The organism is Streptomyces sp. NPDC048353 (genome assembly GCF_055587165.1).
The window spans coordinates 366,293-391,998 of sequence record NZ_JBVJGU010000001.1; the positions used below are offsets into that span (position 1 = coordinate 366,293).

21 protein-coding genes and 2 tRNA genes are annotated in these 25,706 nt (G+C 71.7%); 11 read left to right on the plus strand and 12 right to left on the minus strand.

Translation table 11 applies throughout. From position 1 onward, the window contains the following. Window positions 1–20: 20 nt before the first annotated feature. From ACZ6RC_RS01560 to ACZ6RC_RS01575, 4 genes are all read right to left on the minus strand, one after another. On the minus strand, window positions 21–1,340 hold the full coding sequence (locus tag ACZ6RC_RS01560) for a TerD family protein (protein WP_469578615.1): 1,320 nt from the start codon (window positions 1,338–1,340) through the stop codon (window positions 21–23). A gap of 145 nt (window positions 1,341–1,485) precedes the next feature. Next, window positions 1,486–2,502, minus strand: a complete 1,017-nt coding sequence (locus ACZ6RC_RS01565; protein WP_469578617.1) for an aspartate-semialdehyde dehydrogenase — start codon at window positions 2,500–2,502, stop codon at window positions 1,486–1,488. 161 nt (window positions 2,503–2,663) lie between these two features. Next, window positions 2,664–5,984, minus strand: coding sequence for a S8 family serine peptidase (locus ACZ6RC_RS01570; RefSeq protein WP_453614498.1), 3,321 nt, complete (start codon window positions 5,982–5,984; stop codon window positions 2,664–2,666). A gap of 360 nt (window positions 5,985–6,344) precedes the next feature. Continuing rightward, a complete protein-coding gene (locus ACZ6RC_RS01575; RefSeq protein ID WP_391142712.1) occupies window positions 6,345–6,887 on the minus strand; it encodes a CGNR zinc finger domain-containing protein in 543 nt (180 codons plus the stop codon). Between the two features lie 325 nt (window positions 6,888–7,212). Between ACZ6RC_RS01575 and ACZ6RC_RS01580 the strand changes: the two genes are divergently transcribed. The 3 genes from ACZ6RC_RS01580 to ACZ6RC_RS01590 all read left to right on the plus strand — a co-directional run bounded on the left by ACZ6RC_RS01580 (window position 7,213) and on the right by ACZ6RC_RS01590 (window position 9,561). Then, window positions 7,213–7,773, plus strand: coding sequence for an HPP family protein (locus tag ACZ6RC_RS01580; RefSeq protein WP_469578619.1), 561 nt, complete (start codon window positions 7,213–7,215; stop codon window positions 7,771–7,773). Between the two features lie 69 nt (window positions 7,774–7,842). Next, a complete protein-coding gene (locus tag ACZ6RC_RS01585; RefSeq protein WP_469578621.1) occupies window positions 7,843–8,310 on the plus strand; it encodes an NUDIX hydrolase in 468 nt (155 codons plus the stop codon). A 90-nt stretch (window positions 8,311–8,400) separates the two neighbouring features. Then, the gene (locus ACZ6RC_RS01590) at window positions 8,401–9,561 is read left to right on the plus strand and encodes a serine hydrolase domain-containing protein (protein ID WP_469578622.1); all 1,161 of its coding nucleotides are present in this window, start codon (window positions 8,401–8,403) and stop codon (window positions 9,559–9,561) included. Window positions 9,562–9,619: 58 nt separating this feature from the next. Here ACZ6RC_RS01590 and ACZ6RC_RS01595 read toward each other — a convergent pair whose 3' ends face one another. Then, a complete protein-coding gene (locus ACZ6RC_RS01595) occupies window positions 9,620–10,483 on the minus strand; it encodes a hypothetical protein (protein WP_469578624.1) in 864 nt (287 codons plus the stop codon). Window positions 10,484–10,674: 191 nt separating this feature from the next. Next, window positions 10,675–13,251: an aminopeptidase N gene (gene pepN / locus ACZ6RC_RS01600; RefSeq protein WP_469578626.1), complete on the minus strand. Its 2,577-nt coding sequence runs from the start codon at window positions 13,249–13,251 to the stop codon at window positions 10,675–10,677. A gap of 158 nt (window positions 13,252–13,409) precedes the next feature. Here pepN and ACZ6RC_RS01605 point away from each other — a divergent pair, with 158 nt between their 5' ends. Further along, entirely contained in the window at window positions 13,410–14,045 is a 636-nt protein-coding gene (locus ACZ6RC_RS01605) for a mycothiol-dependent nitroreductase Rv2466c family protein (RefSeq protein ID WP_391142700.1), read from the plus strand. Between the two features lie 161 nt (window positions 14,046–14,206). On the opposite strand, the gene ACZ6RC_RS01610 is transcribed toward ACZ6RC_RS01605, so the two are convergent. The 3 genes from ACZ6RC_RS01610 to ACZ6RC_RS01620 form a co-directional block, all read right to left on the minus strand. Further along, window positions 14,207–14,851, minus strand: a complete 645-nt coding sequence (locus ACZ6RC_RS01610; protein ID WP_391142699.1) for a superoxide dismutase — start codon at window positions 14,849–14,851, stop codon at window positions 14,207–14,209. A 177-nt stretch (window positions 14,852–15,028) separates the two neighbouring features. Further along, entirely contained in the window at window positions 15,029–16,447 is a 1,419-nt protein-coding gene (locus ACZ6RC_RS01615; RefSeq protein ID WP_391142696.1) for an amino acid permease, read from the minus strand. Window positions 16,448–16,562: 115 nt separating this feature from the next. Continuing rightward, window positions 16,563–17,957, minus strand: coding sequence for an amino acid permease (locus ACZ6RC_RS01620; protein WP_469578629.1), 1,395 nt, complete (start codon window positions 17,955–17,957; stop codon window positions 16,563–16,565). 285 nt (window positions 17,958–18,242) lie between these two features. Between ACZ6RC_RS01620 and ACZ6RC_RS01625 the strand changes: the two genes are divergently transcribed. Next, a complete protein-coding gene (locus ACZ6RC_RS01625) occupies window positions 18,243–18,866 on the plus strand; it encodes a biotin transporter BioY (RefSeq protein ID WP_469578631.1) in 624 nt (207 codons plus the stop codon). Window positions 18,867–19,012: 146 nt separating this feature from the next. Here ACZ6RC_RS01625 and ACZ6RC_RS01630 read toward each other — a convergent pair whose 3' ends face one another. Then, the gene (locus ACZ6RC_RS01630) at window positions 19,013–20,458 is read right to left on the minus strand and encodes an amino acid permease (protein WP_391142688.1); all 1,446 of its coding nucleotides are present in this window, start codon (window positions 20,456–20,458) and stop codon (window positions 19,013–19,015) included. Between the two features lie 185 nt (window positions 20,459–20,643). Between ACZ6RC_RS01630 and ACZ6RC_RS01635 the strand changes: the two genes are divergently transcribed. Further along, window positions 20,644–21,138: a ribose-5-phosphate isomerase gene (locus ACZ6RC_RS01635; RefSeq protein ID WP_391142687.1), complete on the plus strand. Its 495-nt coding sequence runs from the start codon at window positions 20,644–20,646 to the stop codon at window positions 21,136–21,138. Next, the gene (locus ACZ6RC_RS01640; protein ID WP_469578633.1) at window positions 21,138–21,947 is read left to right on the plus strand and encodes an Fpg/Nei family DNA glycosylase; all 810 of its coding nucleotides are present in this window, start codon (window positions 21,138–21,140) and stop codon (window positions 21,945–21,947) included. Before ACZ6RC_RS01635 ends, ACZ6RC_RS01640 begins: the two co-directional genes overlap by 1 nt. A gap of 22 nt (window positions 21,948–21,969) precedes the next feature. Here ACZ6RC_RS01640 and ACZ6RC_RS01645 read toward each other — a convergent pair whose 3' ends face one another. Next, window positions 21,970–23,199: a GNAT family N-acetyltransferase gene (locus ACZ6RC_RS01645; protein ID WP_469578635.1), complete on the minus strand. Its 1,230-nt coding sequence runs from the start codon at window positions 23,197–23,199 to the stop codon at window positions 21,970–21,972. A 107-nt stretch (window positions 23,200–23,306) separates the two neighbouring features. Between ACZ6RC_RS01645 and ACZ6RC_RS01650 the strand changes: the two genes are divergently transcribed. The 3 genes from ACZ6RC_RS01650 (at window position 23,307) to ACZ6RC_RS01660 (ending at window position 25,314) form a co-directional block, all read left to right on the plus strand. Beyond that, window positions 23,307–24,452 carry a PP2C family protein-serine/threonine phosphatase gene (locus ACZ6RC_RS01650; protein WP_391142681.1) on the plus strand — a complete coding sequence of 382 codons (1,146 nt, stop codon included), beginning with the start codon at window positions 23,307–23,309 and terminating at the stop codon, window positions 24,450–24,452. Between the two features lie 55 nt (window positions 24,453–24,507). After that, window positions 24,508–24,957, plus strand: a complete 450-nt coding sequence (locus ACZ6RC_RS01655; protein ID WP_469578637.1) for an HD domain-containing protein — start codon at window positions 24,508–24,510, stop codon at window positions 24,955–24,957. Window positions 24,958–25,119: 162 nt separating this feature from the next. Continuing rightward, window positions 25,120–25,314, plus strand: coding sequence for a hypothetical protein (locus ACZ6RC_RS01660; RefSeq protein WP_030210679.1), 195 nt, complete (start codon window positions 25,120–25,122; stop codon window positions 25,312–25,314). A gap of 102 nt (window positions 25,315–25,416) precedes the next feature. Here the strand turns inward: ACZ6RC_RS01660 and ACZ6RC_RS01665 are convergent. Next, window positions 25,417–25,490 (minus strand) — tRNA-Gly (locus tag ACZ6RC_RS01665). 131 nt (window positions 25,491–25,621) lie between these two features. On the opposite strand from ACZ6RC_RS01665, the gene ACZ6RC_RS01670 reads away from it, so the two are divergent. Continuing rightward, window positions 25,622–25,698, plus strand: a tRNA-Pro gene (locus ACZ6RC_RS01670). Window positions 25,699–25,706: the final 8 nt, after the last annotated feature.

The window sequence follows — 25,706 nt, forward strand, 5'->3', positions numbered from 1 at the left end:
TCATCCTTCCACGGCGTACCTCAGCGGCGCACCGAGCATTTCCACGGCCCGTCGCCGCTGATGCGCAGCAGGCCGGGCCCGGCCAGGGGCACGCTGGCCAGGACCCCGCCGCGCTCGTCGACCAGCAGCTCCTGGTCCTCCGCGTCGTACTGGGGCTCCCGCGGCGGGGTGTGCCGGTGGACGGTGACCGGGGACTCGCCGTGGTGGACGAAGTCGAGGACGCCGGGCGGCCCCTCGTAGACGACGAGGTCGTGGGCGTGCCCTTCGATGTGGCTGTCGAAGCGGCGGGCGTGGGCGAGGGGGAGGACGCGCAGGGTCCAGGGGGCGTCCGCCTCGACCCGCAGGGTCAGGGGCCGGTCCGGCGGGACGAGGGCGACGGTCCGGGCCCGGACGTCGTCCTCGTAGGCCGCGAGCAGGAAGTCCTCGGTGCGGCCGTGGGCGTCGCAGGACTCGATGGTGGTGGAGATCGAGTGGTACGACTCGATCTCCAGGAGCGCCCAGCCGGGCGGCAGCGCGGGGTCGCAGACGACGGTCTCCTTGCCGCGGCCCTGGTGGACGGAGGGCCGGAAGTCGGCGGCGAACGGGTCGGCGGCGAACAGGTCGGCGGGGGCGGGGGAGACGAGGGAGAGCGTGGAGGTGTCGGAGGCGTAGGAGGTGTACGAGTCCGACGGGGCGTACGAGTCGGAGAGTGCGTGCGAGGCGTTCGGAGCGTACGAGTCGGACGAGGCGTACCAGGACGACACCAGGCGCCCCCGGCCCGGCGCGGGGGGCGGGACATAGCCGGGGCCCGGGATGGGGGCCGGCGGGGCCTCCACCACGATGCCGAAGTCCGTCGCCAGGCCGGCCAGACCCGAGACGTACCCCTGGCCGACCGCCCGGAAGCTCCAGCCCCCGCCGCTCCGCCGGAACTCGCCGCACACGAACGCCGTCTCCGTCGACGCGTCCCCGATCGCGAAGTACGCCGCCGGGGCGCCCGTCGTGTCCGTGACCCGGATGTCCAGGGACGGCACCTGTCCGAAGGCGCCGCCGTCCGCCGAGGCGGCGATCACCACGCGCTCCACGGCCGGCTCCACGCGCGCGAGGTCCAGCCACAGCCAGTCCGCCGCCGGGGAACCCGGCTCGCCCGGCGCCGACCTGCCCAGATGCCGCACCGCCCGCGAGGGGTGCTCGCCGTGGTTGTAGAAGACCAGATCGGCGTCGTCGCGCACCCGCCCGCCGGCGCCGATCAGCAGCGCCGACACGTCCACGTCGGGCACGCCGAGACCGGTCCGCCAGGCCACCGCGACCTGGAGGGCCCGGCCGGGGACCGGAACGGCGCCGCCCTTCGGTATCTGGGTCATGCTCGGATCCTGTCACCGGCCGCCCGGGGTTCGAACGCGTTGTCCGAATTCCGTCGGGACCATGACCACGGGACGACGACGGGCACGCCGAAGGGGCGGCCGTCCCACCCGGGCGGCCGCCCCTTCGTCCCGTACGGGAGCGGCGTCAGCCCTTCAGCTCCGCCGCGACCAGCTCCGCGATCTGCACCGCGTTCAGCGCGGCACCCTTGCGCAGGTTGTCGTTGGAGACGAAGAGCGCGAGGCCGTTCTCCACGGTCTCGTCCGCCCGGATCCGGCCGACGTAGGACGCGTCCTTGCCCGCCGCCTGCAGCGGGGTCGGGATCTCGGAGAGCTCGACGCCCTCGGCGTCCTTCAGCAGCTCGTAGGCGCGCTCGACACTGATCGGGCGGTCGAAGCGGGCGTTCACCTGGAGGGAGTGGCCGGAGAAGACCGGGACGCGCACGCAGGTGCCGGAGACCTTGAGCTCCGGGATCTCCAGGATCTTGCGGGACTCGTTGCGGAGCTTCTGCTCCTCGTCCGTCTCGTGCGAGCCGTCGTCGACGAGGTTGCCGGCGAGCGGGAGGACGTTGAAGGCGATGGGGCGCTTGTAGACGCCGGGCTCGGGGTACGCGACGGCGTCGCCGTCGTGGGTCAGCTCGGTGGCGCGGTCGGCGACGGCCTTGACCTGGCCGTCCAGCTCCGCGACGCCCGCGACGCCCGAGCCGGAGACGGCCTGGTAGGTCGTGGCGACCAGCGCGGTCAGGCCGGCCTCCTGGTGGAGGGGCTTGAGGACCGGCATCGCGGCCATCGTGGTGCAGTTCGGGTTGGCGATGATTCCCTTGGGGCGGTCCTTGATCGCGTGCGGGTTGACCTCGGAGACCACCAGCGGGACCTCGGGGTCACGGCGCCAGGCGGAGGAGTTGTCGATCACCACGGCGCCCTGGGAGGCGACCTTCTCGGCGAGGGCCTTGGAGGTGGCGCCACCGGCGGAGAAGAGCACGATGTCCAGGCCGGTGTAGTCGGCGGTGGAGGCGTCCTCGACCGTGACCCCGTCGAGGACCGTGCCGGCGGAACGGGCGGAGGCGAAGAGCCGCAGCTCGTCGAGCGGGAAGTCGCGCTCGGCCAGGATCCTGCGCATGACTGTGCCGACCTGACCGGTGGCTCCGACGATTCCGACCTTCACGGGGGTTCCTCCGTACGTTTGTGCAGGGGTGCTGCCGGTCCATGATGCGTATGGCACCCGGCGCCTTGTCCAATCCATTGTCCAAGGGTCGGGACATGCGAAGGGCGGGCGCCGGTTCCGGCGCCCGCCCTCCTACCCGCTCAGCGGGGATTCACCGGTGGTTACGGCGTGACCTTGCCGATCACGACGCTGCCGGAGCCCGCGACCGTGCCGCGCGCGTTCACCAGCTGGACCTCACCGAAGAACTGCCGGCCCTCGGGCGCGGCGCCGGCGACCAGCACCGAGGCGCCGACCTGGGCGCTCGCGCCGTTCGCCAGCTTCACCTGCTGGGCCGCGTCGACCTGGACGCTGCCGAGCGCGGCGGAGTAGTAGACGTCCTTGTAGTCGAAGGTCGTGCCACCCTCCGCCTGGACCGAGTACCCGTCGATCACGATCGTGTAGGTGCCCGGCGCCGGCTTGACCAGCGAGACGGCCTCCTCCGAGTCGCCGTCCGCCGCCTGGCCGACCTGCTGGCCGTTCAGGAGGACGGTCAGGTCGAGGTCGGCGGCCTTGTCGGAGGTGTTGCCGATGGCCACGTCCAGCCGGTCCACACCCTCACCGACGGTGACGGTCTTGGTCTGCTGCTCGTGGTGCTTGATCGTCGGCGTCTCGACCTTGGCCGAGCCGAGCGAGCCGCCCTTGAGCTTGCCGTCGATCGCGGCGAACTTGTTGGTCACCTTCCACTCGACGGCGGCCGGGGTGCCGACCTTCGCCTCGGGGACGGTCTGCACGGCCGGGTCGAAGTCGGCGCCCAGCACCGCGACGTCCAGCTTGTACGGGTTGTCCAGGTCGGGCGACGTACGGCGCGACTCGACCTCGATCTCCCAGACGCCCGGCGTCGGGTCGGTGTACGACCGGAGGTCGGCGCGGCAGCCGTTGCCCGGGTTGTAGTGCGGGTAGCACACGTTGGAGGCGGTGGACTCGATGGCCACGCCGTACGGGTGGATCGCGATGAACCGGGTCTGGCTCTTCTCCTTGAGACCGCCGAGCGCGACCTCCAGGGTCTTGGCGCCCTCCGGCACGTTCACGAAGTACGAGCGGTGGCTGTTGCGCTGGACCGACCCGGTGGCGGAGAGGCCGAAGCCGGGCGCGGCCAGCTTGCTCGCGACGACGACGGTGGACAGGATCTGCTTGTCCACGCCCTCGGTGCGCTCGTCGTCCAGCTCCAGGATGGCGCTGTGGACGCCGGCCGTGCGCGGCAGCGCCTCGACCTTCACGGTCACCGGCTTGTTCAGCGGCAGCGTGATGTAGTCGTAGGCGGTGGCGGCGCGGAAGGTGCCGTCGTTGTACTTCCAGTTCAGGTCGTGGCGCACGCCGTACGCCGGACCCGAGGTGCGGGTGACGGTGACGTTGTACGTCTTCTTCTGGCCGGCCTTGAGGCCGCCCTCACGGTCGTACACACCGGTGCCGGTGTGCGGGGCCGGGAAGATCGCGGTGTCGACCGGGGCCTCGACCTTGTAGTCGTGGGCCGTGGCGCCGTCCTGGATCGAGTCCCAGGCGTCCGCGATGTCGATGCGGCCCGAGCCCTGCTCGTGCGCGGCGACACCGGGGATGCGCTCGGCGGTCGAGGTGAGCGCCGTGCGCAGGGTGAGCGGGTCGAGCTCGACGCGCTGCTGCTTCGCCGCGGAGATCAGCAGCGCGCTCGCGCCGGCGACCTGCGGGGAGGACATCGACGTGCCGTTGAGCATGCCGTAACCGGCGGGCAGCGCGTAGCCGGACTCGGGAACGCCCGCCCCGTCCTGCCAGGTCGGGATGGTGTTCACGGCCGAGCCGGGACCGGTGATGGTCGGGGTGAAGCCGCCGTCCTCACGCGGGCCGCGCGAGGAGAAGGGGAACATCGCGTACGGCTTGGAGACGGCCGAGCCGTAGTTGGCGGCCCAGGTCTCCTTGGAGATGGCCGCGCCGACCGAGACGACCTTGTCGGCCAGGCCGGGGTCGCCGATCGTGTTGATGCCCGGGCCGGAGTTGCCGGCCGAGATGACCAGCTGGACGCCGTACTCGTCGATCAGACGGGTGTAGAGGCGGGCGCGGACGTTGTCGCCGTCGTTCTGCGCGGGCAGGCCGCCGATCGACATGTTGACGATGTCGACGCCGCGGTTGACGACGAGGTCGGTCATGCCCTCGGTCAGCGCGGTGTTGGTGCAGCCGCCGGTCCACGTGCAGGCGCGCGAGGAGACGATCTTCGCGCCGGGGGCGGCGCCGTTCATCTTGCCGCCGAAGAGGCTGTGCGCGGCGGTGATGCCGGCGACGTGCGTGCCGTGCGAGGACTCGACGACGCCGATGTTGACGAAGTCGAGCTTCTTGCCGACCCAGGTGCCGCCGAGCGGGTCCATCGCGACGTCCTTGCGGATCTCGACGACGAACGGGGTCTTCTCGACGACCGGGGTGGCCGGGTCGTCGGTGCCGAAGTAGCCGACCTGCTGATCGGCCTTGTACGGCTTCATCGGAGCGTTGTCCGTGAAGTCGTTGTTCTGGTCGGAGTCCACGCGGACGGTTCCGGCGGCCGGGTCGTACAGCATGCCGAAGAAGTCGGTCGTGTCGCCGTCGCGGTTGATGTCACCGGCCGGGTCGCCGCCCGCGGTGATCGACTCCTGGAAGCGGCTGAACTGGTAGGAGCCCTCGGGCGCCTTCCAGGACTGCGCGGAGGCGGTGAAGACCGGGCCCGCGACGGGGGCGTTCTGCGCGCGCCAGGTGGCGTCGCCCTCGGTCAGCGGGTCGGTGGCGGTGACCCAGTCGACGATCTTGCGCTCGCCGGTGGTGGTCTTCTGCAGGGCCGGGTGGCCGAGGTCGACACCGGAGTCGAGGATGCCGATGGTCACCCCGCGGCCGTCGGCCTTGGGGTTCTTCTTGACGAAGTCGACCGCGCCCGTCTCGTGGGACGGGTTGTACGGGTTCTTCGCCGGCGTGTTCTTGCCGGGGGCCGGGTACGTCCGGGAGACGGTCGTGCCCTCGACGGCGCCGGTGGTGCCCGCGTCCGGGGTCGGGTCGTCCAGCTTGATCTCGGCCTGGAGGTCGATCGACTGGACGGAGGAGAGCTTCGTGGCCGCCTGGATGGCGGCGGCGGCCTTGGCGGTCGGCAGGGTGGCGCGGACGTAGCCGAGCTTGTCCTCCCGCTTGCCGACCGAGGCGCCCGGGACGGCGTCGAGCTGGCCCGCGACCTGCTCGGTGGAGCCGGGGGCGGTGGCGACGAGAACGGTGACGTTCTTCTCGCCGGTGGCCTCGGCCTCGGAGAGCCGCTGGGCGTCGGTCGCGCCGAGCTTGTCGGCGGCGTCGGACGCCTTGACCGGGGGAGTGGTCGCCGGGTCCTCGGCGGCCAGGACCGGAGCAGCACCGGCCGCGATGAGAGCGGTCACCAGTCCGGCGGCGGCGGCGATGCGTGCCGCACGTCTGTGCCCGGAGGTCGAGCGCCCGGGTATGGAGCTCTGAGTTTCGGGGGTGGTCATTTACATCCCTGGTGTGAAAGAAGAGGGTCCGGATTTCGGTACCGGATGACCGCTCAGCCTTTCGTACGACACAGGGGTTTGGGGAGAGTTAACCGGCGGCGGGATGTGCTCGTGGCGCACATCCGCCACTGCGGGACATGCGCCACGAAGGATGAATCGCCCTGAACCGGGGTGAGTTGCAGGTTCCGGTCAGGGGGACCAGGGCCTTTCGTTTGGATCAGGCCGGATCAGGGAGCGGGGTCTGGTGCCGTGCATCGCAAGGCGGAGGAGGGAGTCAACGCGGAGCGTTGGCGACTGACGACAACGCGGCGAGGTGCGGTGCCAGGGCCCGCGAGCCCGGCCTGATCCAAACGAAAGGCCCTAGTTGTCTTTTGTACGAGCATAGTGGCGCGAGGCCTTGGCCCGGTTTCCGCAGATCGCCATCGAACACCAGCGCCGGGTGCCGTTCCGCGAGGTGTCGTAGAAGTGCAGGATGCACGCGTCGTGGGCGCAGGCCCGGATGCGGTCGGGTGCCGCGCGCAGCAGGTCGAGGTAGTCGCGGGCGGCCGTCCAGCCGGGGCCCCAGGCCGCGTCCGCGAACTCCGCCTCCTCGCCGGGGCCCTCCGGGGTGAGGGTGGCGCGGATCCGGCCGTGCCCGAGCACGGCGTCGACGCGGGCGGTCGCGACCGGGTCTCCGGGCCGGTCCACGAGGCCGGCGAGGGCGTCCCGGGCGGCGAGGGTGTGCCGCAGGGTGGCCGCGTCCGCGGTGAAGCGGTCGTCGAGCCCGTTGGCGGCGAGCCAGACCGCGAGGCCGTCGGTGCCCGTGAGCAGATCCTGGCGGACGCCGTCCTCGTTCCACCGGGTGTTGAGCAGGTCGAGGGAGACCGGCTCGCCGACGAGCGGCCGGGGATCCGAATCGGTCATGGCGGGCGCCCTCCTCGTCGAGCTAACCCCTCAAGGGTACGTGACCGGTTGACGCTCTCCATGGCTAACCCTTAAAGTCGCCGTGAGAGGTTACCCCCGGCGTCGCGGGTAACCCGCCCCCGGCCCGCCCCGACACCCGGCCCGCCCCGACACGCCGACCGGCACGGCCCCGACCGTGGCACCGCACGGGCCTCGTCCCCGACCCCAGGCCCGGCCCCGACTCCGACCCCCGCCTCAGACCGGCCTGACCCGCGGCTTCTACCCCGTTGCGATGGTCCGCCCCCGACCCCTCCCCGGCCCCTCCGCCCCTGACCCAGGACCCTTCATGACGACTGCCCCGCCCTCCGGTCCGGCCCCGACTCCCGGCGCCGCCCCGGCTCCCGCCCCGGCCCCCGCGCCCGCCCCCACCCGCCCCCGGCCGCCGGCCAGGCCCCGGGTCCGGGTGGTCGCCCTGGCCACCGCCGTCAGCGTCACCGCGCTCCTCGTGGTCGTCGCCGCCGGCGCCGTGCTCCACGAGCCCCTGCTCATCCCGCCGCTCGCTGCGAGCATGGCCCTGGTGGCCGGCGCGCCCGACCTGCCGCTCTCCCAGCCCCGCTCGGTCGTCGGCGGACAGCTCCTCTCCGCCCTCACCGGCTTCGCGGTCCTCGCCGTCGCCGGACCCGGAATGTGGAGCGCCGCCGTCGCCGGAGGCCTCGCACTCGGCGTCATGATGCTGGCCCGCACCCCGCACTCGCCCGCCGCCGCGACCGCCGTGATCGTCGCCCTGCAGAGCCCGCCGTTCCTCCTCTTCCTCGCCCTGCTCGCCCTCGCCGCCCTCCTCCTCGTCGCGGTCGGCCTCGCCGGAGCCCGCGCCACCGGACGCGCGTATCCCACGTACTGGTTCTGACACCGGCCCGGAGGGGGCGCCCTGCCGATCCCGCCCGGGTCGAACCGGAGCACCCCCTAACCTCGGCTCATGAAGAAGGAGTTGAGGGTGGCGGCCTACGCCGTGTGCGTCCGTGACGAGGAGATCCTGCTCGCCCGCTGGGTGGCCGCCGACGGCACCAGGAGATGGACCCTGCCCGGCGGCGGCATGGACCACGGAGAGGACCCGGCCCACACCGTCGTCCGGGAGGTCGAGGAGGAGACCGGATACCTCACCGAGCCCACCGCCCTCCTCGGCATCGACTCGATCCGCCGCTCCTGGCTGCGCCGGCTCTACGCGCCCGGCGACTTCCAGGGGCTGCGGATCCTCTACGAAGTCCGCCTCACCGGCGGCTCCCTGCGCCCCGAGACCGGCGGCTCCACCGACCTCGCCGCCTGGCACCCCCTCGCCGACGTCCCCGGACTCGCCCGCGTCGGACTGGTCGACATCGGGCTCGACCTGTGGCGCGAACGCCCCCCGGTCGGACGCTCCCGGCTCACCGACCCCGCGAACGGCTGAAACACGCTCAACCCCCCGGACCCGCTCAACCCCCCGCGCCTCCCCAAGGTCACCTCCCCCGACCGCAGTACCGACACAGGGGAGCCGCACATGTCCGCCGTACGCACCACCGCCCGCACCGTCCTCGCGGCCACCGCCGTCGCCGCGCTCACCGCCACCGCGCTCGCGGCGCCCGCGGCAGCGGCGACGGGGCCCGCCTCCCAGGACCGGGACCGGCACGCCGCCACCCGGCAGGCCCTCGACGCGGCGGTCGAGGCGGGCGTTCCCGGAGCCGTCGCCCAGGCCCGCGTCGGAGGCACCGCCTGGACGGGCACGGCCGGCGAGCGCGGGGGCCGGGACCACTACCGGGTCGGCTCCATCACCAAGACCTTCGTCGCCACCGTCCTCCTCCAGCTCCAGGCCGAAGGCCGCCTCGACCTCGACGACCACGTCGAGGAGTGGCTGCCCGGCGTGGTCCGCGGCAACGGCCACGACGGCCGCGCGATGACGGTCCGGCAGCTCCTCAACCACACCAGCGGCGTCTACAGCGTGACCGAGGACCCGGAATTCCAGAAGAAGGTCTTCGGCCCCGACTTCCTGGAGCACCGCTACGACACCTGGACCCCGCGCGAGCTCGTCGCCCTCGCGATGACCCACCGCCCCGACTTCGCCCCCGGCACCGGCTGGAACTACTCCAACACCAACTACGTCCTGGCCGGCATGGTGATCGAGAAGGTGACCGGCCGCCCGTACGGCAAGGAGGTCGAGCGCCGCATCATCAAGCCGCTGAAGCTGCGGGGCACCTCGGTCCCCGGGACGAAGGCGACGATGCCCCGGCCCAGCTCACGCGCCTACTCCACGCTCGGCCAGGACCCGGCGGAGGCACGGATCCACGACGTCACCGAACTGAACCCGAGCCTGGCCTACGCGGCGGGGGAGATGATCTCCAACTCCGGTGATCTGCAGACCTTCTACCGCGCCCTGCTCAAGGGCGGGCTGCTGCCCAAGGCCGAGCAGCGGGAGCTGACCGACACCGTGGCCACCCATCCGGACTTCCCGCAGCTGCGCTACGGCCTCGGGCTGATGCGGACGAAGCTGAGCTGCGGCAAGGAGGTCTGGGGCCACGGCGGCGGCATCCACGGTTCCACGTCCGAGGCCCACGTCACCCGGAACGGCGGGCACTCGCTCGCCCTGAACCTCAACGCCGACTGGACCGGGGACACCAGCGCGGTCGTCGAGGCCGAGTTCTGCGGCACGGCGCCGAAGAAGTGACCTCCGGCGGCCGGACCGTCCGCCCGGGCGGGGCGGGCACCGCGCCGCCGGGGGGCCGCTACCGCGGCAGGACGACGACATAGGCGGCGGGCTGCCGGTCCGACGCGGCCATCAGGGCCGTGCGGACGATGGTGGCCTGCTGGTCCATCGCCTCCCGCAGCTTGCGGGGGGTGAGGTGGACCACCGTGATGCCGAGTCGCTCCAGGTGCTCGCGCTTGCGGGTGTACTCCGACCACAGCGCGTCGTCGTCCTGCCGCGGCGCCCGGGTGTCCAGCTCCACCGCCACCGCCTGGTCCGGCCAGTAGGCGTCGAGGCCGCCCAGGTGGGGGCCGCCGGGCAGCCGCAGATCCACGTTCCACAGCGGGTCCGGCAGGGCGAACGCCCGCACCATCTCGTAGAGCCGCTCCTCCGCCAGGGAGCGGCCCTCCGCGAGCAGCGCGTCCACCGCGTCCACCACATGGGGCCGGCTCAGCAGCCGGGCCCGGTTCAACTCCCGTACCACCGTGCTCGGTTCGCAGTGCCCACCGCGCACCGCCTCGGTGAGCAGCCGGCGCACCACCGCCGGGTCGGCCACGACGGCGACCGCGTCGGCGAGCGCCCGGGCGACCGGCGCGACCGGCACCCCGGCGATCTCCACCGGCACCGGCGGCTCCTGGGCGCGCACGACCCGCACCGAGGCGGTGGAGCGCAGCCGGCGGGTGCGGGGCACCAGGACGTCGATCCGGTCGAGGGCGAGCGGCGGGGGAGCGGCCTCGAAGCGGTGCAGGGCCAGCGCGGCGAGACCGGTGATCATCGCCTCGGGCGTCTGGGCCGGCAGGCAGCCGCCGCGGTGCCGGGCGTAGCCGAGCGCCTCCCGCAGTCGGTCGTCGCCGGTGAGGGGGAGGGAGGCGGGGCGGGGGGTGATGGGGGCGTTGTGGTTCATGCCGGGGGTCTTCCGCCGCCCGGCCGTCCGCTAACCGCTGTTACAAGGCCGTCGACATTTAGGGACAAGCTCGCCCTAAAGTACGCGCGTTCGACTGCCGATCAGACCCCGCCCCCGCCGGGGCCGGAACAGCGGACGGCCCCGGCCGCGAGCACCGCTCGCCACCGGGGCCGCCGCCCCCTGATCCGCGGCTAGCCCGCCAGGCCGTCGCAGGCCTGCGCGCGCAGCGCCCGCGCCAGGTCGTCCCGGGACTCCAGGACCAGCCGGCGCAGCGCCGGGGCGGCCGAGGCGTGGGCGTCGAGCCACGCGTCCGTCGCCGCCAGGGTCTCCTCGCTGTCCCGCAGACCGGGGAAGAGACCCCGCACCACGTCCATCCCGATCTGGATCGAACGGTCCGCCCACAGCCGCTCGATCGCCGCGAAGTACTTCTCCGCGTACGGCGCGATCAGCTCGCGCTGGGAGGGCTGGACGAACCCGGCGATCGTCGCCTCGACGAGCGCGTTCGACAGCGCGTCGGACTCGACGACCTGCGCCCACGCCTGCGCCTTGACCGCGGCCGACGGCCGGGCCGCCAGACATCGGACCTGGTGCCGCTTGCCGGTCGCCGTGTCGTCCCGGGTCAGCTCCGCGTCGATCCGCGCCTCGTCGGCCCGGCCGTGGGCGGCGAGCGGGGTGAGGAACGACCAGCGCAGCTCCTGGTCGACGTCCAGGCCGTCGATCTTCGCGGAGCCGTCGAGCAGCCCTTCGAGGAGCTGGAAGTCCGCGTCGGACGAGGAGGCCGCCGCGAAGAACCGCGCCCAGGTCAGCTGGTGTTCACTGCCCGGCTCGGCCAGCCGCAGCTCGCGCAGGCCGCCCTCGGCGAGCAGCCGGCCGCCCTCCGCCCGCCAGGCGGGCGCGGCATAGTGGGTGACGGCCGACTGGGCCCAGGCGTGCACCATCTGCAGCACGCCGATGTCCGTCTCGCGGCCCGCGAACTCCAGCACGATCGCCAGGAAGTCCCTGGCCGGCATCAGACCGTCCCGCGTCAGGTTCCACAGCGCCGACCAGCACAGCGCGCGGGCCAGCGGATCGGTGATGTCGCCGAGGTGGGCCCGCAGCGTGGCGAGCGAACGCTCGTCGAAGCGGACCTTGCAGTACGTGAGGTCGTCGTCGTTGACGAGCACCAGCTCGGCCCGGGCCGATCCGGCCAGACCGGGCACGACCGTCCGCGCCCCGGTGACGTCCGCCTCGGCCTGGGCGTACCGGACGAGAGCGCCCTCCGGCGACAGGTGGTACAGCCCCACCTTCACCCGGTGCGGGCGGAGTTCCTCGCCGTCCTGGAAGACGGCCAGCTCGGTGATCCGGCCCTCGGCGTCGTACGTCACCACCGGCGTCAGCGTGTTGACCCCGGAGGTCTGGAGCCAGGACCGCGACCACGCCTTCATGTCGCGGCCGGAGGTCTCCTCCAGCACCGACAGCAGGTCCGTCAGACGCGTGTTCCCGTAGGCGTGGCGCTTGAAGTAGCGCCGCGCGCCCTCCAGGAACGCGTCCCGCCCGGCGTACGCCACCAGCTGCTTGAGGACCGAGGCGCCCTTGGCGTACGTGATCCCGTCGAAGTTGAGCTTGGCGTCCTCCAGGTCACGGATGTCGGCCGTGATCGGGTGGGTGGACGGCAGCTGGTCGGCGCGGTACGCCCACGCCTTGCGGTTGTTGGCGAAGGTCACCCAGCTGTTGGTGAAACGGGTCGCCTCCGCCAGCGAGAACGAGCCCATGAAGTCGGCGAAGGACTCCTTCAGCCACAGGTCGTCCCACCACACCATGGTGACCAGGTCGCCGAACCACATGTGCGCCATCTCGTGCAGGATGACGTTCGCCCGGCGCTCGTACGCCGCCTGCGTCACCTTGCCGCGGTAGATGTACTCCTCGCGGAAGGTCACCATGCCGGGGTTCTCCATCGCGCCGAGGTTGTACTCGGGGACGAAGGCCTGGTCGTACTTCCCGAAGGGGTAGGGGAAGTCGAAGTTGTCGTGGAAGAAGTCGAAGCCCTGCTTGGTGACCAGGAAGACGTCGTCCGCGTCGAAGTGCTTCGCGAGCCCCTTGCGGCACATCGCGCCGAGCGGGATCTCGACGTCCCCGCGGCGGTAGGTGTCGGTGACGTAGTGGTACGGCCCCGCGACGACGCAGGTGATGTACGTCGAGATCGGCGCGGTCTCCGCGAAGCGCCACACGCCGTCCGCGCCCTTCTCGCCCGCGCCGTTGGACCAGACCGTCCAGTCGTCGGGCGCGGTCACCTCGAAGCGGTACGGCGCCTTCAGGTCGGGCTGCTCGAAGTTGGCGTACACCCGGCGGGCGTCGGCCGGTTCGTACTGCGTGTAGAGGTAGACCTCGCCGTCCTCCGGGTCGACGAAGCGGTGCATGCCCTCTCCGGTGCGGCTGTAGGCGCACTGGGCGTCCACCACCAGGACGTTCTCGTCGGCGAGACCGTCCAGCGCGATCCGCGCGCCGTCGAAGACGACGGCGGGGTCCAGGGCCCGGCCGTTCAGCTCCACCGACGTCACGGCCGGGGCGATCAGGTCGACGAACGTCGCCGAGCCCGTGCCCGTACGGCGGAAGCGGATGGTCGTCACCGAGCGGAAGGTCCGCGCCCTCCCCCTGCCTTCGGCGGGGGCGACCCCGTCCCCGGACTCGCCGACCGCCGAGCGCAGGTCGAGGGCGACCTCGTACCCGTCGACGGTCAGCAGCTCGGCCCGCTCGCGGGCCTCGTCGCGGGACAGATTCTCTCCGGGCACGGTCACTCCTTCGTGGCACGTTCGAAACAGCACCGATCCTCCCATGTGCCACTGACGCCGGGCACTCGGGGAATGCGTCCGCCACGCGGTGGTGTTGCTCCCTTCGGCGTACCGATATCCGTCAGACAGCCTTGCGCGAGCGATTCACGAGGAGTGACATGTCCGAGAGCAGGACCACCGCCGACTTCTGGTTCGACCCGCTGTGCCCCTGGGCCTGGATGACCTCCCGCTGGATGCTGGAGGTGGAGAAGGTGCGCCCGGTCGACGTGCGGTGGAAGGTCATGAGCCTGGCCGTCCTCAACGAGAACCGGCTGGACGAGCTGCCCGCGGAGTACCGCGACATGCTGGAGACTAAGGCCTGGGGCCCGGTCCGCGTGGTGATCGCGGCCCAGCAGCTGCACGGCGACGAGGTCGTCGGCAAGCTCTACACCGCGCTCGGCACCCGCTTCCACAACGACGGCGAGGGCCCCACCCGCGAGGCCATCGCCGCCGCCCTCGCCGACGTGGGCCTGCCGGCCGACCTGGTCGAGTACGCCGACAAGGACACCTACGACAGCGAGCTGCGCGCCTCCCACAAGGAGGGCATCGAGAAGGTCGGCCAGGACGTCGGCACGCCGGTCATCTCCGTCCCGGGCGCGGACGGCGACGAGGTCGCCTTCTTCGGGCCGGTCGTCACGCCCACGCCGCGCGGCGAGGCGGCGGCCCGGCTGTGGGACGGCACGCTGCTGGTGGCGGCGACGCCCGGCTTCTACGAGATCAAGCGCACGCGGACGGCGGCCCCGAGCTTCGAGTAGCCGCCCCTCGGCGGCCCCCGCCCCGGCGCCGGTGCCCGGGCCCGGACAGGGAAGAACCCCCGTGATTCACGTCATCACGGGGGTTCTTCTTTCATCCGTCCGCACGCGAAGGTTGAGAAGACGATCACGAGCAGGACGCGGAGGGTTCCGATCCGGAGGGATCAGAAGGAGATCAGCGGCACGGAGTTCCGGGCCGCCTGGTAGCGCTTGTTCACGTCCTGCCAGTTGACGACCTGCCACATGGCCTCGATGAAGTCCACCTTCTGGTTCTTGTACTGCAGGTAGAAGGCGTGCTCCCAGGCGTCGAAGACGAGGACCGGGACGGAGCCCTGGCCGACGTTGCCCTGGTGGTCGTAGACCTGCTCGACGATGAGCCGGCCGCTGATCGGCTCGTAGGCGAGGACGCCCCAGCCGGAGCCCTGGGTGGTCGCGGAGGCCTTGGTCAGCTGGGCCTTGAACTTCGCGAAGGAGCCGAAGGACTCGGTGATCGCGTCCGCGAGCTCACCGACGCCGTCGGCGGCGAGCGGCTCGCCGCCGCCGCCCTCCTTCGGGCTGTTCATGTTGTTCCAGTAGATGGAGTGCAGGATGTGGCCGGAGAGGTGGAACGCGAGGTTCTTCTCCAGGCCGTTGATCGCGCCCCACTGGTCCTTCTCGCGCGCCTCTGCCAGCTGTTCGAGGGTGTCGTTCGCCCCCTTGACGTAGGCGGCGTGGTGCTTGTCGTGGTGCAGCTCGATGATCTGCGGGTTGATCACCGGCTCCAGCGCCGCGTAGTCGTACGGCAGTTCGGGAAGGGTGTAGATCGCCATGTGCCGAGCCTCTCGCTGCTGGTGCTTATTGCAACCTATATGCAAGTGCAGGCTAACAGCAGTTGGTCCCCGAGTTTGATCAGCCCTTCGACCTAGGCCGTGTCCGAAACGCCCGGAAAAGGAGAGAGCCCCCGGATCGACGGATCCGGGGGCTCTCAGCCGTACGGGCGGGGAGGGTCAGGCGTCCTGAGCGGCCCGTCCGCGCGCCTTCTGCAGGGCGAAGCCGATGACGGCGAGCAGCAGGGTCAGGGCGCCCGTCCAGTACAGCTGCACGCGGGTGCCCTCGTCCCGCGCCATCAGGAAGAAGATCGCCGCCATGCCGCCCAGCGCCACCCAGGTCAGCACCGGGTACGCCCACATCTTCACGACCAGCTTCTCCGGCGCCTCGCGCTCGGTCCTGCGGCGCAGCAGCAGCTGCGACACGGCGATGAAGAACCAGACGACGAGGATGATCGCGCCGATGGTGTTCAGGAGCCAGATGAAGATGTCGTTCGGCCGCCAGTAGGAGAGCAGCACACAGGCGAAGCCGAAGACCGAGGAGACCAGCACGGCGGGGCGCGGCACGCCGCCGAAGGTACGGCCCAGCGCCTTCGGGCCCTGGCCGCGGGCGACCAGCGAGGTGGCCATGCGGGACGCGCCGTAGATGTTGGCGTTCATCGCGGACAGCAGGGCGATCAGGACGACCACGTTCATGATCTGGCCGGCCGCCGGGATGCCCAGGTGGTCGAGCGTGGCGACGTACGGGCCCTTCTCGACGACCGCCTTGTCGTCCCAGGGGACGAGGGTGACGATGACCGCCATCGAGCCGATGTAGAAGAGCGCGATGCGCCACATCGCCGTACGGACCGCCTTGGCGACGCCCTGGACGGGGTGCTCGGACTCGGCCGCGGCGATGGTGACGGTCTCCAGACCGCCGTACGCGAAGACGGAGGCGAGCAGGCCGACGATCAGCCCCTCGGAGCCGTGGGGGAAGAATCCGCCGTCCCCGGTGAGGTTCGCCGCGCCGGGGGCCTCCGCGCCGGGCAGCACCCCGACGATGGCGAGCACGCCGATGCCGAGGAAGAGGACGATCGCGCCGACCTTGAGCGCGGCGAACCAGAACTCGAACTCGCCGAAGTTCTTCACCGCCGCCAGGTTGGTGCCGCAGAACACCAGCATGAAGAGGGCCACCCAGGCCCACTCCGGTGTCCCGGGGAACCAGCCGGTCATGATCTTGGCGGCACCGATGCCCTCCAGGCCGACGGCCACGCAGAGGAGGAACCAGAAGGCCCACCCGGCGGTGAAGCCGGCCCACGGTCCGATGGCCCGCTCGGCGTGGACGGAGAAGGAGCCCGACGCCGGGTTGGCGGCCGACATCTCGCCGAGCATCCTCATCACGAGCATGACGAGCAGCCCGGAGATCGCGTACGCGATGACGATCGAGGGGCCGGCGGCGGCGATACCCGCGCCGGAGCCGACGAAGAGGCCCGCGCCGATGACGCCGCCGAGGGCGATCATCGACAGATGGCGCTGCTTGAGGCCGTGGGTGAGGCCGGAGGAGGGGGTCGCGCCGTCGTCCTTGCGGTCGACGGGCGCGGGCGCGCTGGTCCGGGACATGGATCGCCCTGTTCATTGGCCGGAAGCGGGGGAACGCGCCAAGTCTGAGTGGGCACACCGCTTACAGGGAACGTATGTCCGCTATACGGGCACCAGCTTCACACAAGGTGAAGATTCACCTCCGCTTCGTACGCAGTTCCCGCACCCACGCCACGAGCAGCACCGCCCCGGTGGCCGCCGCCGACCACAGCACCTGCGGCCGCGATCCGTCGTCCGCCAGCATCAGCACCAACACGGCCACCATGGCGGCCAGCGCCGTCCACGTCAGCCACGGGAACCCCCACATCCGCAGGGTCAGCCGCTCCGGGGCCTCCCGCTCCAGCCGGGGCCGCAGCCTCAGCTGCGAGACGGCGATCAGGCCCCAGACGAAGAGGAGGACGGCGCCGACCGCGTTGAGCATGTACAGGAAGACGGAATCCGGCCATTTCAGATTGAGCAGCACGGAGACGAAGCCGAAGGCGACCGAGGCGAGCACGGCGCGCCGTGGCACCCCGCCGCCGGAGACCTTCAGCAGCCCCTGCGGAGCCTCGCCCCGCTCGGCGAGGGAGAAGACCATCCGCGAGGAGCCGTAGAGGTTCGCGTTCAGCGCCGAGAGCAGCGCCACGAACACCACGATGTTCATGATCTGACCCGCCCCCGGGACGCCGACCGCGTCCAGGACGGCGACGTACGGCGACTGCCCCGGCACGATCGCGGTCCACGGCAGCAGGGTCACGATCACCAGCATCGAGCCGACGTAGAAGAAGAGGATCCGCCAGACCGCGCTGCGCACCGCGCGCGCCACGTTGCGGGCCGGGTCGTCCGACTCGGCGGCGGCGATCGTGACGACCTCCAGGCCGCCGAAGGCGAAGACGACGGCGAGGACGCCGGAGACCACACCCTCCCAGCCGGCCGGCAGGAAACCGCCCTGCCCCGTCAGATTGGCCATCCCCACCGGGTCCGTGTCCGGGAGCCACCCGACGACGGCGAGGGCGCCCAGGGCGAGGAAGAGGACGATCGCGCCGACCTTGAGCGCGGCGAACCAGAACTCGAACTCGCCGAAGTTCTTCACCGCCGCGAGGTTGGCGAGGGTGAACACGACCATGAACAGCAGCACCCAGCCCCACTGGGGGATCCCCGGCACCCAGCCGTTGGCGATCCGGGCCGCGCCCGTCGCCTCCACGGCGAGCACCACCACCAGCAGGAACCAGTACAGCCACCCCACGGAGAAGCCCGCCCAGCGGCCGAGCGCCCGCTCGGCGTGGACGGAGAAGGCGCCGGAGGCCGGCATCGCCGCCGACATCTCCCCGAGCATCCGCATGACCAGCAGGGCGAGGACGCCGGCGATCAGATACGAGAGCACGATGCCGGGTCCGGCGACGGCGATGCCCGCGCCCGAGCCGACGAAGAGCCCGGCGCCGATCACCCCGCCCAGGCCGAGCATCGTCAGATGACGCTGCTTCAGCCCGTGGGACAACGGCTCCGGTTCGGGTGCGAGGGACGCCGGGGAGGCGGGTGGTGCGTCGCGCATGGGTGCTCGTGCTCTCGGAACGTTTTATGGAGACCGCACAGTCTCCCTGGTGAGCCGCCCTCGGCGCAAAAGGGACCTCTTGGAGAGCCTTCCCCGTGACAAGCGTCACGTAGCGCACGGAGAGATCCCGGACCTTTGTGTGAACTCCACGAAACCCTCAACCTCCGCTTTGTCCATGGCTGATGGTGATCGAGCGTTCACTCCTCCACTACGGTCGATCCGTCCGTCCTCGTCCTCCCCCCGCCCCGCGGGCCCGGGGGACCCCTCTCACCCCCCGGAGCACCGATGAGCACCGCCGCCGCCCCTCTCCGTCCCCTGCGCGCCGGGACGGTGCTGGCCGACCTGCTGCCCTCCCCCCGGCTCTTCGAGCGGGGAGGCGCCCCCAGCCGCGTGCGCGACCTCGCGCTGGTCGCCGGCGGCGCCGTCCTCACCGGCATAGCTGCCCAAATCGCCGTCCCGGTGCCCGGCTCCCCGGTCCCGGTCTCCGGCCAGACCTTCGCCGCCCTGCTCGTCGGCACCGCGCTCGGCGCCCGTCGCGGCTTCCTCGCCCTCGCGGTGTACACCCTCGCCGGCATGGCGGGCGTGCCCTGGTTCGCCCAGGCCACCTCCGGATACGGCATGCCGTCCTTCGGCTACCTCCTCGGCATGGTGCTCGCCGCCACCGTCGTCGGCGGCCTCGCCCGCCGCGGCGCCGACCGCTCCGTGCTCCGTACGGCGGGCGCGATGGCGCTCGGCTCCCTGATCATCTACGCCGTCGGCGTGCCCTACCTCGCCCTCGCCACCGGCATGACGCTGTCGCAGGCGGTCGCCGCCGGCCTGACCCCGTTCCTCATCGGCGACGCCCTCAAGGCCGTCCTCGCGATGGGTCTGCTGCCGACCGCGTGGAAGCTCGCCGGCCGCAAGGGCTGAGCCCCCTCCTCCGTCCCGACATGGAAAAGCTCTCCGCCGCCGAGGTGATCGGCGTACGGAGAGCTTTTCCGTCCCCGCCCGACGCGGTACGTCGGGCGGGGACCGGTGATGCGCCGGGCCGGGGCGAGCCCCGGGACCGGAGTGGATCAGTGGCTGATCTCGTCCCGCGTGGCCTTCGCGAACCGCTCCTTGACCAGACCGATCACCAGCACCAGGGCCGCCACAAGCAGCGAGAGCACGACCTGCTCCCGGGCGCTGCCGCCGTCGTAGAGCATGTAGCCGAGGACGAAGACGATCATCGCGATGGTCGCCCAGGTCAGGTACGGGAAGAGCCACATCCGCACGATCAGCTTCTCGGGCGTCTCGCGCAGGATGATCCCGCGCATCCGCAGCTGGGTCACGCAGATGACCAGCCAGACGAAGAGCGCGACCGCACCGGAGGAGTTCAGCAGGAACGCGAAGACGGTGTCGGGCCACTGGTAGTTGAAGAAGACCGCGACGAAGCCGAAGACCACGGACGAGAGGATGGCGGCCGTCGGCACGCCCCGCTTGTTGACCTTGGCGAAGGACTTCGGCGCGTCCCCGCGCCGGCCGAGCGAGAAGGCCATGCGGGAGGCGGTGTAGAGGCCCGAGTTCAGGCAGGACAGCACGGCCGTCAGCACGATCACGTTCATGACCTGGCCGGCGTGCGGGATGCCGATGGAGTCCAGGGCGGCGACGTACGAGCCCTTCTCGACGATCGACTTGTCGTTCCACGGCAGCAGCGTCAGGACGACGAAGATCGAGCCCAGGTAGAAGACGCCGATCCGCCAGATCACGCTGTTGGTGGCCTTGGTGACGGCCCGCTGCGGGTCCTCGGACTCGCCGGCGGCCAGGGTGACGATCTCGCTGCCCATGAAGGAGAAGACGACCATCAGCACACCGGTGAGGATCGCGCCCGCGCCCATCGGGAGGAAGCCCCCGGCGTCGCTGAGGTGCGCGAAGCCCGCGCCCGGGTTGTCCGAGCCCGGCAGCACGCCGAAGACCGCGAGGAGACCGACCACCACGAAGGCGGCGATCGCGACGACCTTGATGCCGGCGAACCAGAACTCGAACTCTCCGTACGAGGAGACGGAGGCGAGGTTGGTCGCGGTCAGGACCACCATCACGATGAGCGCCCAGGCCCACTGCGGCACGGCCGGTATCCAGGACTCCAGGATCACCGCGCCCGCGGTCGCCTCGACGGCGAGGACGACGACCCAGAAGAACCAGTAGAGCCAGCCGATGGTGAATCCGGCCCAGCGGCCCAGCGCCTGGTCGGCGTAGGTCGAGAAGGAGCCGGACGTCGGCCGCGCCGCCGCCATCTCGCCGAGCATCCGCATCACGAAGACGACCATGGTGCCGACGAGGGCGTACGACAGAAGGATGGCGGGACCGGCCGCGGCGATGCCGGAGCCGGAGCCGACGAACAGTCCGGCGCCGATGACGCCACCGATGGCGATCATCGAGAGGTGACGGTTCTTGAGACCGGCCTTGAGTCCGTCGGAGGGCTGGGAATCACCGGGGTTACCGGTGCTGTGGCCTTCCTTCGCAAGGGTCGGCTGCGTGGTCATGAACGCTTCCTTACGTCTGGGGTGCGCTCGGGTCGCGAGCAACGAGCATTGAAACCCGTGGACCCGGGTGATCGGAAGAGCCGATTCCGGATCGTTGCGCGAGGGTCGAAGGTCCGTACCGGCACGGGACGAGGTCCCGACCCCGCTGACCGCTACCCCGCTCGCGCCGTGCCACACTCGGACCCATGCGCGTGTACCTCGGTTCCGACCATGCCGGCTTTGAACTCAAGAACCACCTCGTCGAGTGGCTGAAGGCCCATGGCCACGAGCCCGTCGACTGCGGTCCCCACATCTACGACGCCATCGACGACTACCCGCCGTTCTGCCTGCGTGCCGCCGAGCGGACGGCCGCGGACCCGGACGGCCTGGGCATCGTCATCGGCGGCTCCGGCAACGGCGAGCAGATCGCCGCGAACAAGGTGAAGGGGGTCCGCGCCGCCCTCGCCTGGAGCGAGCAGACCGCCGCCCTCGGCCGCGAGCACAACAACGCCAACGTCGTCTCCATCGGCGGCCGGATGCACACCCGGGAAGAGGCGACGAAGTTCGTCGAGATCTTCCTGAACACGCCGTACTCGGGTGAGGAGCGTCACACCCGCCGCATCGAGATGCTCACGGCGTACGAGACCACCGGCGAGCTCCCCCCGATCCCGGCCCACCACCCGCAGGAGCCCACCGCCTGATGCCCGAGGGGCACACGATCCACCGACTGGCCGCCGACCACCGGGAACGGTTCGGCGGCCGGTCCGTGCGCGTCTCCAGCCCGCAGGGCAAGTTCGCCGACTCCGCCGCCCTGCTCGACGGAGCGGTCCTCGAATCCACCGAGGCGCACGGCAAGCACCTCTTCCTGGGCTTCCCCGGCGAGGAGTGGATCCACATCCACCTCGGCCTCTTCGGCAAGGTGACCTTCGGAGACACCCCGGCACCGCCGCCCACGGACACCGTGCGGCTGCGGCTCGCGAACACCGCTTCGTACGTCGACCTGCGCGGCCCCACCACCTGCGCGCTGATCACCGACGGCGAGAAGCACGCGATACACGACCGCCTCGGCCCCGACCCGCTCCGGACCGGCGACGACCCCGACAAGGCCTGGCGCCGGATCTCACGGTCCCGCACCACGATCGCCGCCCTGCTCATGGACCAGAAGGTCATCGCGGGCGTCGGCAACGTCTACCGCGCCGAGGTCCTCTTCCGCCACGGCATCGACCCCTACCGCGCGGGCAAGGACATCGAGCGCCGCGAGTGGGACGCGATGTGGACGGACCTCGTGGCGCTCATGCGCGAAGGCGTCCGGCACAACCGCATCGACACCGTCCGCCCCGAGCACACCCCCGAGGCGATGGGCCGCCCCCCGCGCATCGACGACCACGGCGGCGAGGTCTACGTCTACCGCCGCGCCCTCATGCCCTGCCACATCTGCGCCACCGACATCCGCACCGCCGGCCTCGCGGCCCGCAACCTCTTCTGGTGCCCCACCTGCCAGCAGACCTGACACCCCCCGCCGGCCGCCTCCGTCAGAACCCGTGCGGCAGCCACGGCGCCACGGGCGACCCGAACGCCACCGACGCCTCCACCAGCGCGCCCCCGCGCAGCTCCCGCACCCGGCCGGCCGCCGCCAGCGACACCAGCGACGTCCCGCCCAGATACGCCGACCCCAACTCCCGTACGGACAAGGCGAGATCCGCGGGCTCGGCGGTACGCACGCACACCGCCCCCTTGGCGTCCCCGGTCAGCCGCCAGCGCCCCTCGTTCCACGGACAGAACGCGTCCGCCACCTCGAACACCACATCCACCGGCGCCTGATACGTCCGCGCCTCCAGCGCCGCCCCCACCTCCACCAGGCGCAGGTGCAAGCCGTCCCGGCGCGTCGGCGCGCAGCGCCGGACATCGCTCACCAGGTGCTCCCACGCGCTGTCCACCGGCCGGCTGTTGATCCGCAGCGACGAGGTCAGGTCGATCGACCACAGGAACCGCCACAGCGCCGCCTCCGCCACCGGGTCCAGCGCCTCCAGGTCCTTCAGCACGACCTCGCCCTCGGACCCGGCGTACGTCCACTCCGGCTTGACCGCGTACAGCGCGTACCCCACGACCTCCCCGTCCCGCTCCGCCAGCACGCACTGCCGCGGCGACGCCCCGCCCCGCTCACCCGGCGGATCCAGCAGCGGCAGCCGCTCCCAGCCCGGCTGCCGGGCCAGCATCCCCGGCCGCGCCGGCACCCGCCGGGCGTACACCGCCTCGCACGCCGGGGCCGCCGTCGCCGGGTCGGCCCGCCGCAGGCGCACCGCGTCCACACCCTCCGGCACCGAGAGCCGCACCCGGCCCGTGTCGACGATCGCCCGCGTCGTGAACGCGGCGATGCCGTAGCCGAACCGGCCGTAGATCTCCGGCTCCGAGGCCGTCAGCACGGCCAGCGGCTCGCCGCCCGCCCGTACGTCGTCAAGCTGACGCCGCATCATCGCCGTCAGGATCCCCCGCCGCCGGTGCGTCGCGTCCACGCCCACCATCGTCACGCCCGCCGCCGGCACGACCGCCCCGCCCGGAACGGACAACCGGAAGCTGAACGCCCCCGCCGTCCCCACGCACCGCCCGCCGTCCCAGACCCCGATCGAGCGGTCGCACTCGGTCAGCTCCCGCCAGAGCACACGCTCCTCCGGCGCCTCGGCGACACCACCGAACGCCAGTTCCAGCGTCCCGAACCAGTCGTCCCACTCGGCCGGGTCAAGCACCCGCAGTTCCGTCGTCATAGGCCATCGATACCAGCGCCCACGAGCCCGGGGCGACCCGATTTCGCGCGCGACGTCTTCGGGGTCCCCCTGCACGCGGCCCGGACGGATGGATAGGGTCCAGGCCAATGGGACGACGCAGCGGAGTGGACGCGTACGGAGCCCGGCTGCGCAAGAGCGCCCACCGGCTCCGCGTCGCCCTGCGCAAATCCGGCGTCGACTACTTCCGCGGCGACGGCTCCGACTGGGTCGCCCTGGCGGGACTGCTGCTCACCATCCCGGCGATCACCCTCGGCACCCTCGCCAACCCGGTGTGGTGCGCGCCCGCCGCCCTCGTCCTGCCGATCGTGGCGGGCGGCCTGCTGCTGCGCCCCGCCAGCCTGCTCGGCCTGTACGCGGCCGCCGCGGGCGCCCTGATCGTCGAGTCCGTCGTCCTCGGCCCGTACACCGAGGGCCCCGCCCGCGTCACCCCGGGCACGGTCCTCGTCGTCGCGGCCTGCGGCCTCTTCGGACTGCTCATCGCCCAGTTCCGGGCCCGCGTCGGCGTGCCCTGGCGGCGCGGCGGCACCATGCTCTTCGACCTCCGCGAACGCATCCGGATCCAGAGCGCCCTGCCCCGCCTCCCCCAGGGCTGGCACCGCGAGATGGCGCTCCGCCCGGCCGGCGGCCAGTCCTTCTCCGGCGACTTCGTCGTCGCCGCCCGCACCAACGGCGGCCGCACCCTCGAAGTGCTGCTCACCGACGTCTCCGGCAAGGGCATGGACGCGGGCTCCCGCGCCCTGCTGCTCTCCGGCGCCTTCGGCGGCCTCCTCGGCTCCCTCCCCCCGCACGGCTTCCTGCCCGCCGCCAACGGCTATCTGCTCCGTCAGGACTGGGACGAGGGCTTCGCCACCTCCATCCACCTCGTCCTGGACCTGGAGTCCGGGGACTACGAACTCCTCTCCGCCGGGCACCTCCCCGCTCTCCAGCTCCACGCGGGAACCGGCCGCTGGGAGGAGAAGACCGGCGAGGGCCCGCTCCTCGGCGTGTACGACGGCGCCGAGTTCCACCCGGTCAAGGGCTCGCTGCGGCCCGGCGACGTCCTGATGCTCTTCACCGACGGTCTCGTCGAGGCCGCCGACCGCGACATCGCCGAGGGCATCGACCGGCTCACCGGCGAGGCCGACCGCTATGTCGCCACCGGTTTCGAGGGAGCCGCCTGGCACCTGATCGAGGCCTGCGCCAAGGACGTCAACGACGACCGCGCGCTCCTCCTCATCAGCCGCCGGACCTGAGCCCGCGGCGCCCGGGGGCTACGGGCGCGGGGCGCCCGACCCGTAGAGTCACCGCATGGCGCACCTCACCCTCGCCCAGGTCGAAGCCCTCGCCGTCGCGGCCCACGACGACCAGACCGACAAGGCGGGACGCCCGTACGCCGAACACCTGCGGGCGGTCGCCGACGGCGTCCGCGCCCGCGGCGGCACCGACGACCAGATCGCCGCGGCCTGGCTCCACGACGCGGTGGAGGACGACGCCCTCTCCGCCGCCTGGCTGGAGGACGCCGAACTCCCGCGCGCGGTGAAGGACATGGTCCTCGCCCTCACCCGCCGCCCCGGCGAGGAACCCGAGAGCTACACCCGGCGGATTCTGGCCACCCCCGGTGCCCTCCTGGTCAAGGAGTCCGACCTCGCCCACAACGCCGACCCCGCCCGTCTCGCCGTCCTCGACACCCCGACCCGGACCCGCCTGACCGCCAAATACGCCCACGTGCGGGAACTCCTCGGCCTGCCCACCCCGTAACGATCAAGACGAAATCCCGACGGTTGGCTCGATTCGAACGCGGACGATTGCCCACCGGGCGTTCCGGGGCAGGAAGTTGGTGGCACCATGGGTGCTGCGGGGGTGTTCTGTGACGCACGCTCCCGGGCGGCAAGGCGGGACCGACCGAGGGTGTGATCAGTTGTGGCCATTTCACTGTCCGTGGTGCTGCTGTTGGCGATCATCATGGTGGTGCTGATCCGCGGCGGAAGCCTGAAGGCCGGCCCGGCCGTCGTCGCGGTGCTCTTCGGCTTCTTCCTTGCCTCCACGGGCATGGCCGACGACATCCAGCGCTTCCTCGACTCGATAACGCAGACAGTCGCCTCCATCAAGTTCTGAGCCGACACGCTCCCAGGCGACACGCTCCGGGCCGACAGGCTCCGGGGTGACGCGAGAACGCCGCCGGCCCGGCCCCTCAGAAGGGGCCGGGCCGGCGGCGTATGGAGCGGGCGACGGGAATCGAACCCGCGTAGCTAGTTTGGAAGACTAGGGCTCTACCATTGAGCTACGCCCGCACAGAGCGCGCCGCAGGTCACGAGGGCCGCGGCACGGACAGCATCGTAGCGGGTCCCGGGCGGTCCCCGCACGCTCCTTCCACAGGGGGCGTCGCGCTGTCCCCGTCCATGTACCCTACGTGTCGCACCGACGGGGTGTGGCGCAGCTTGGTAGCGCGTCCGCTTTGGGAGCGGAAGGCCGTGGGTTCAAATCCCGCCACCCCGACCACCAAGATC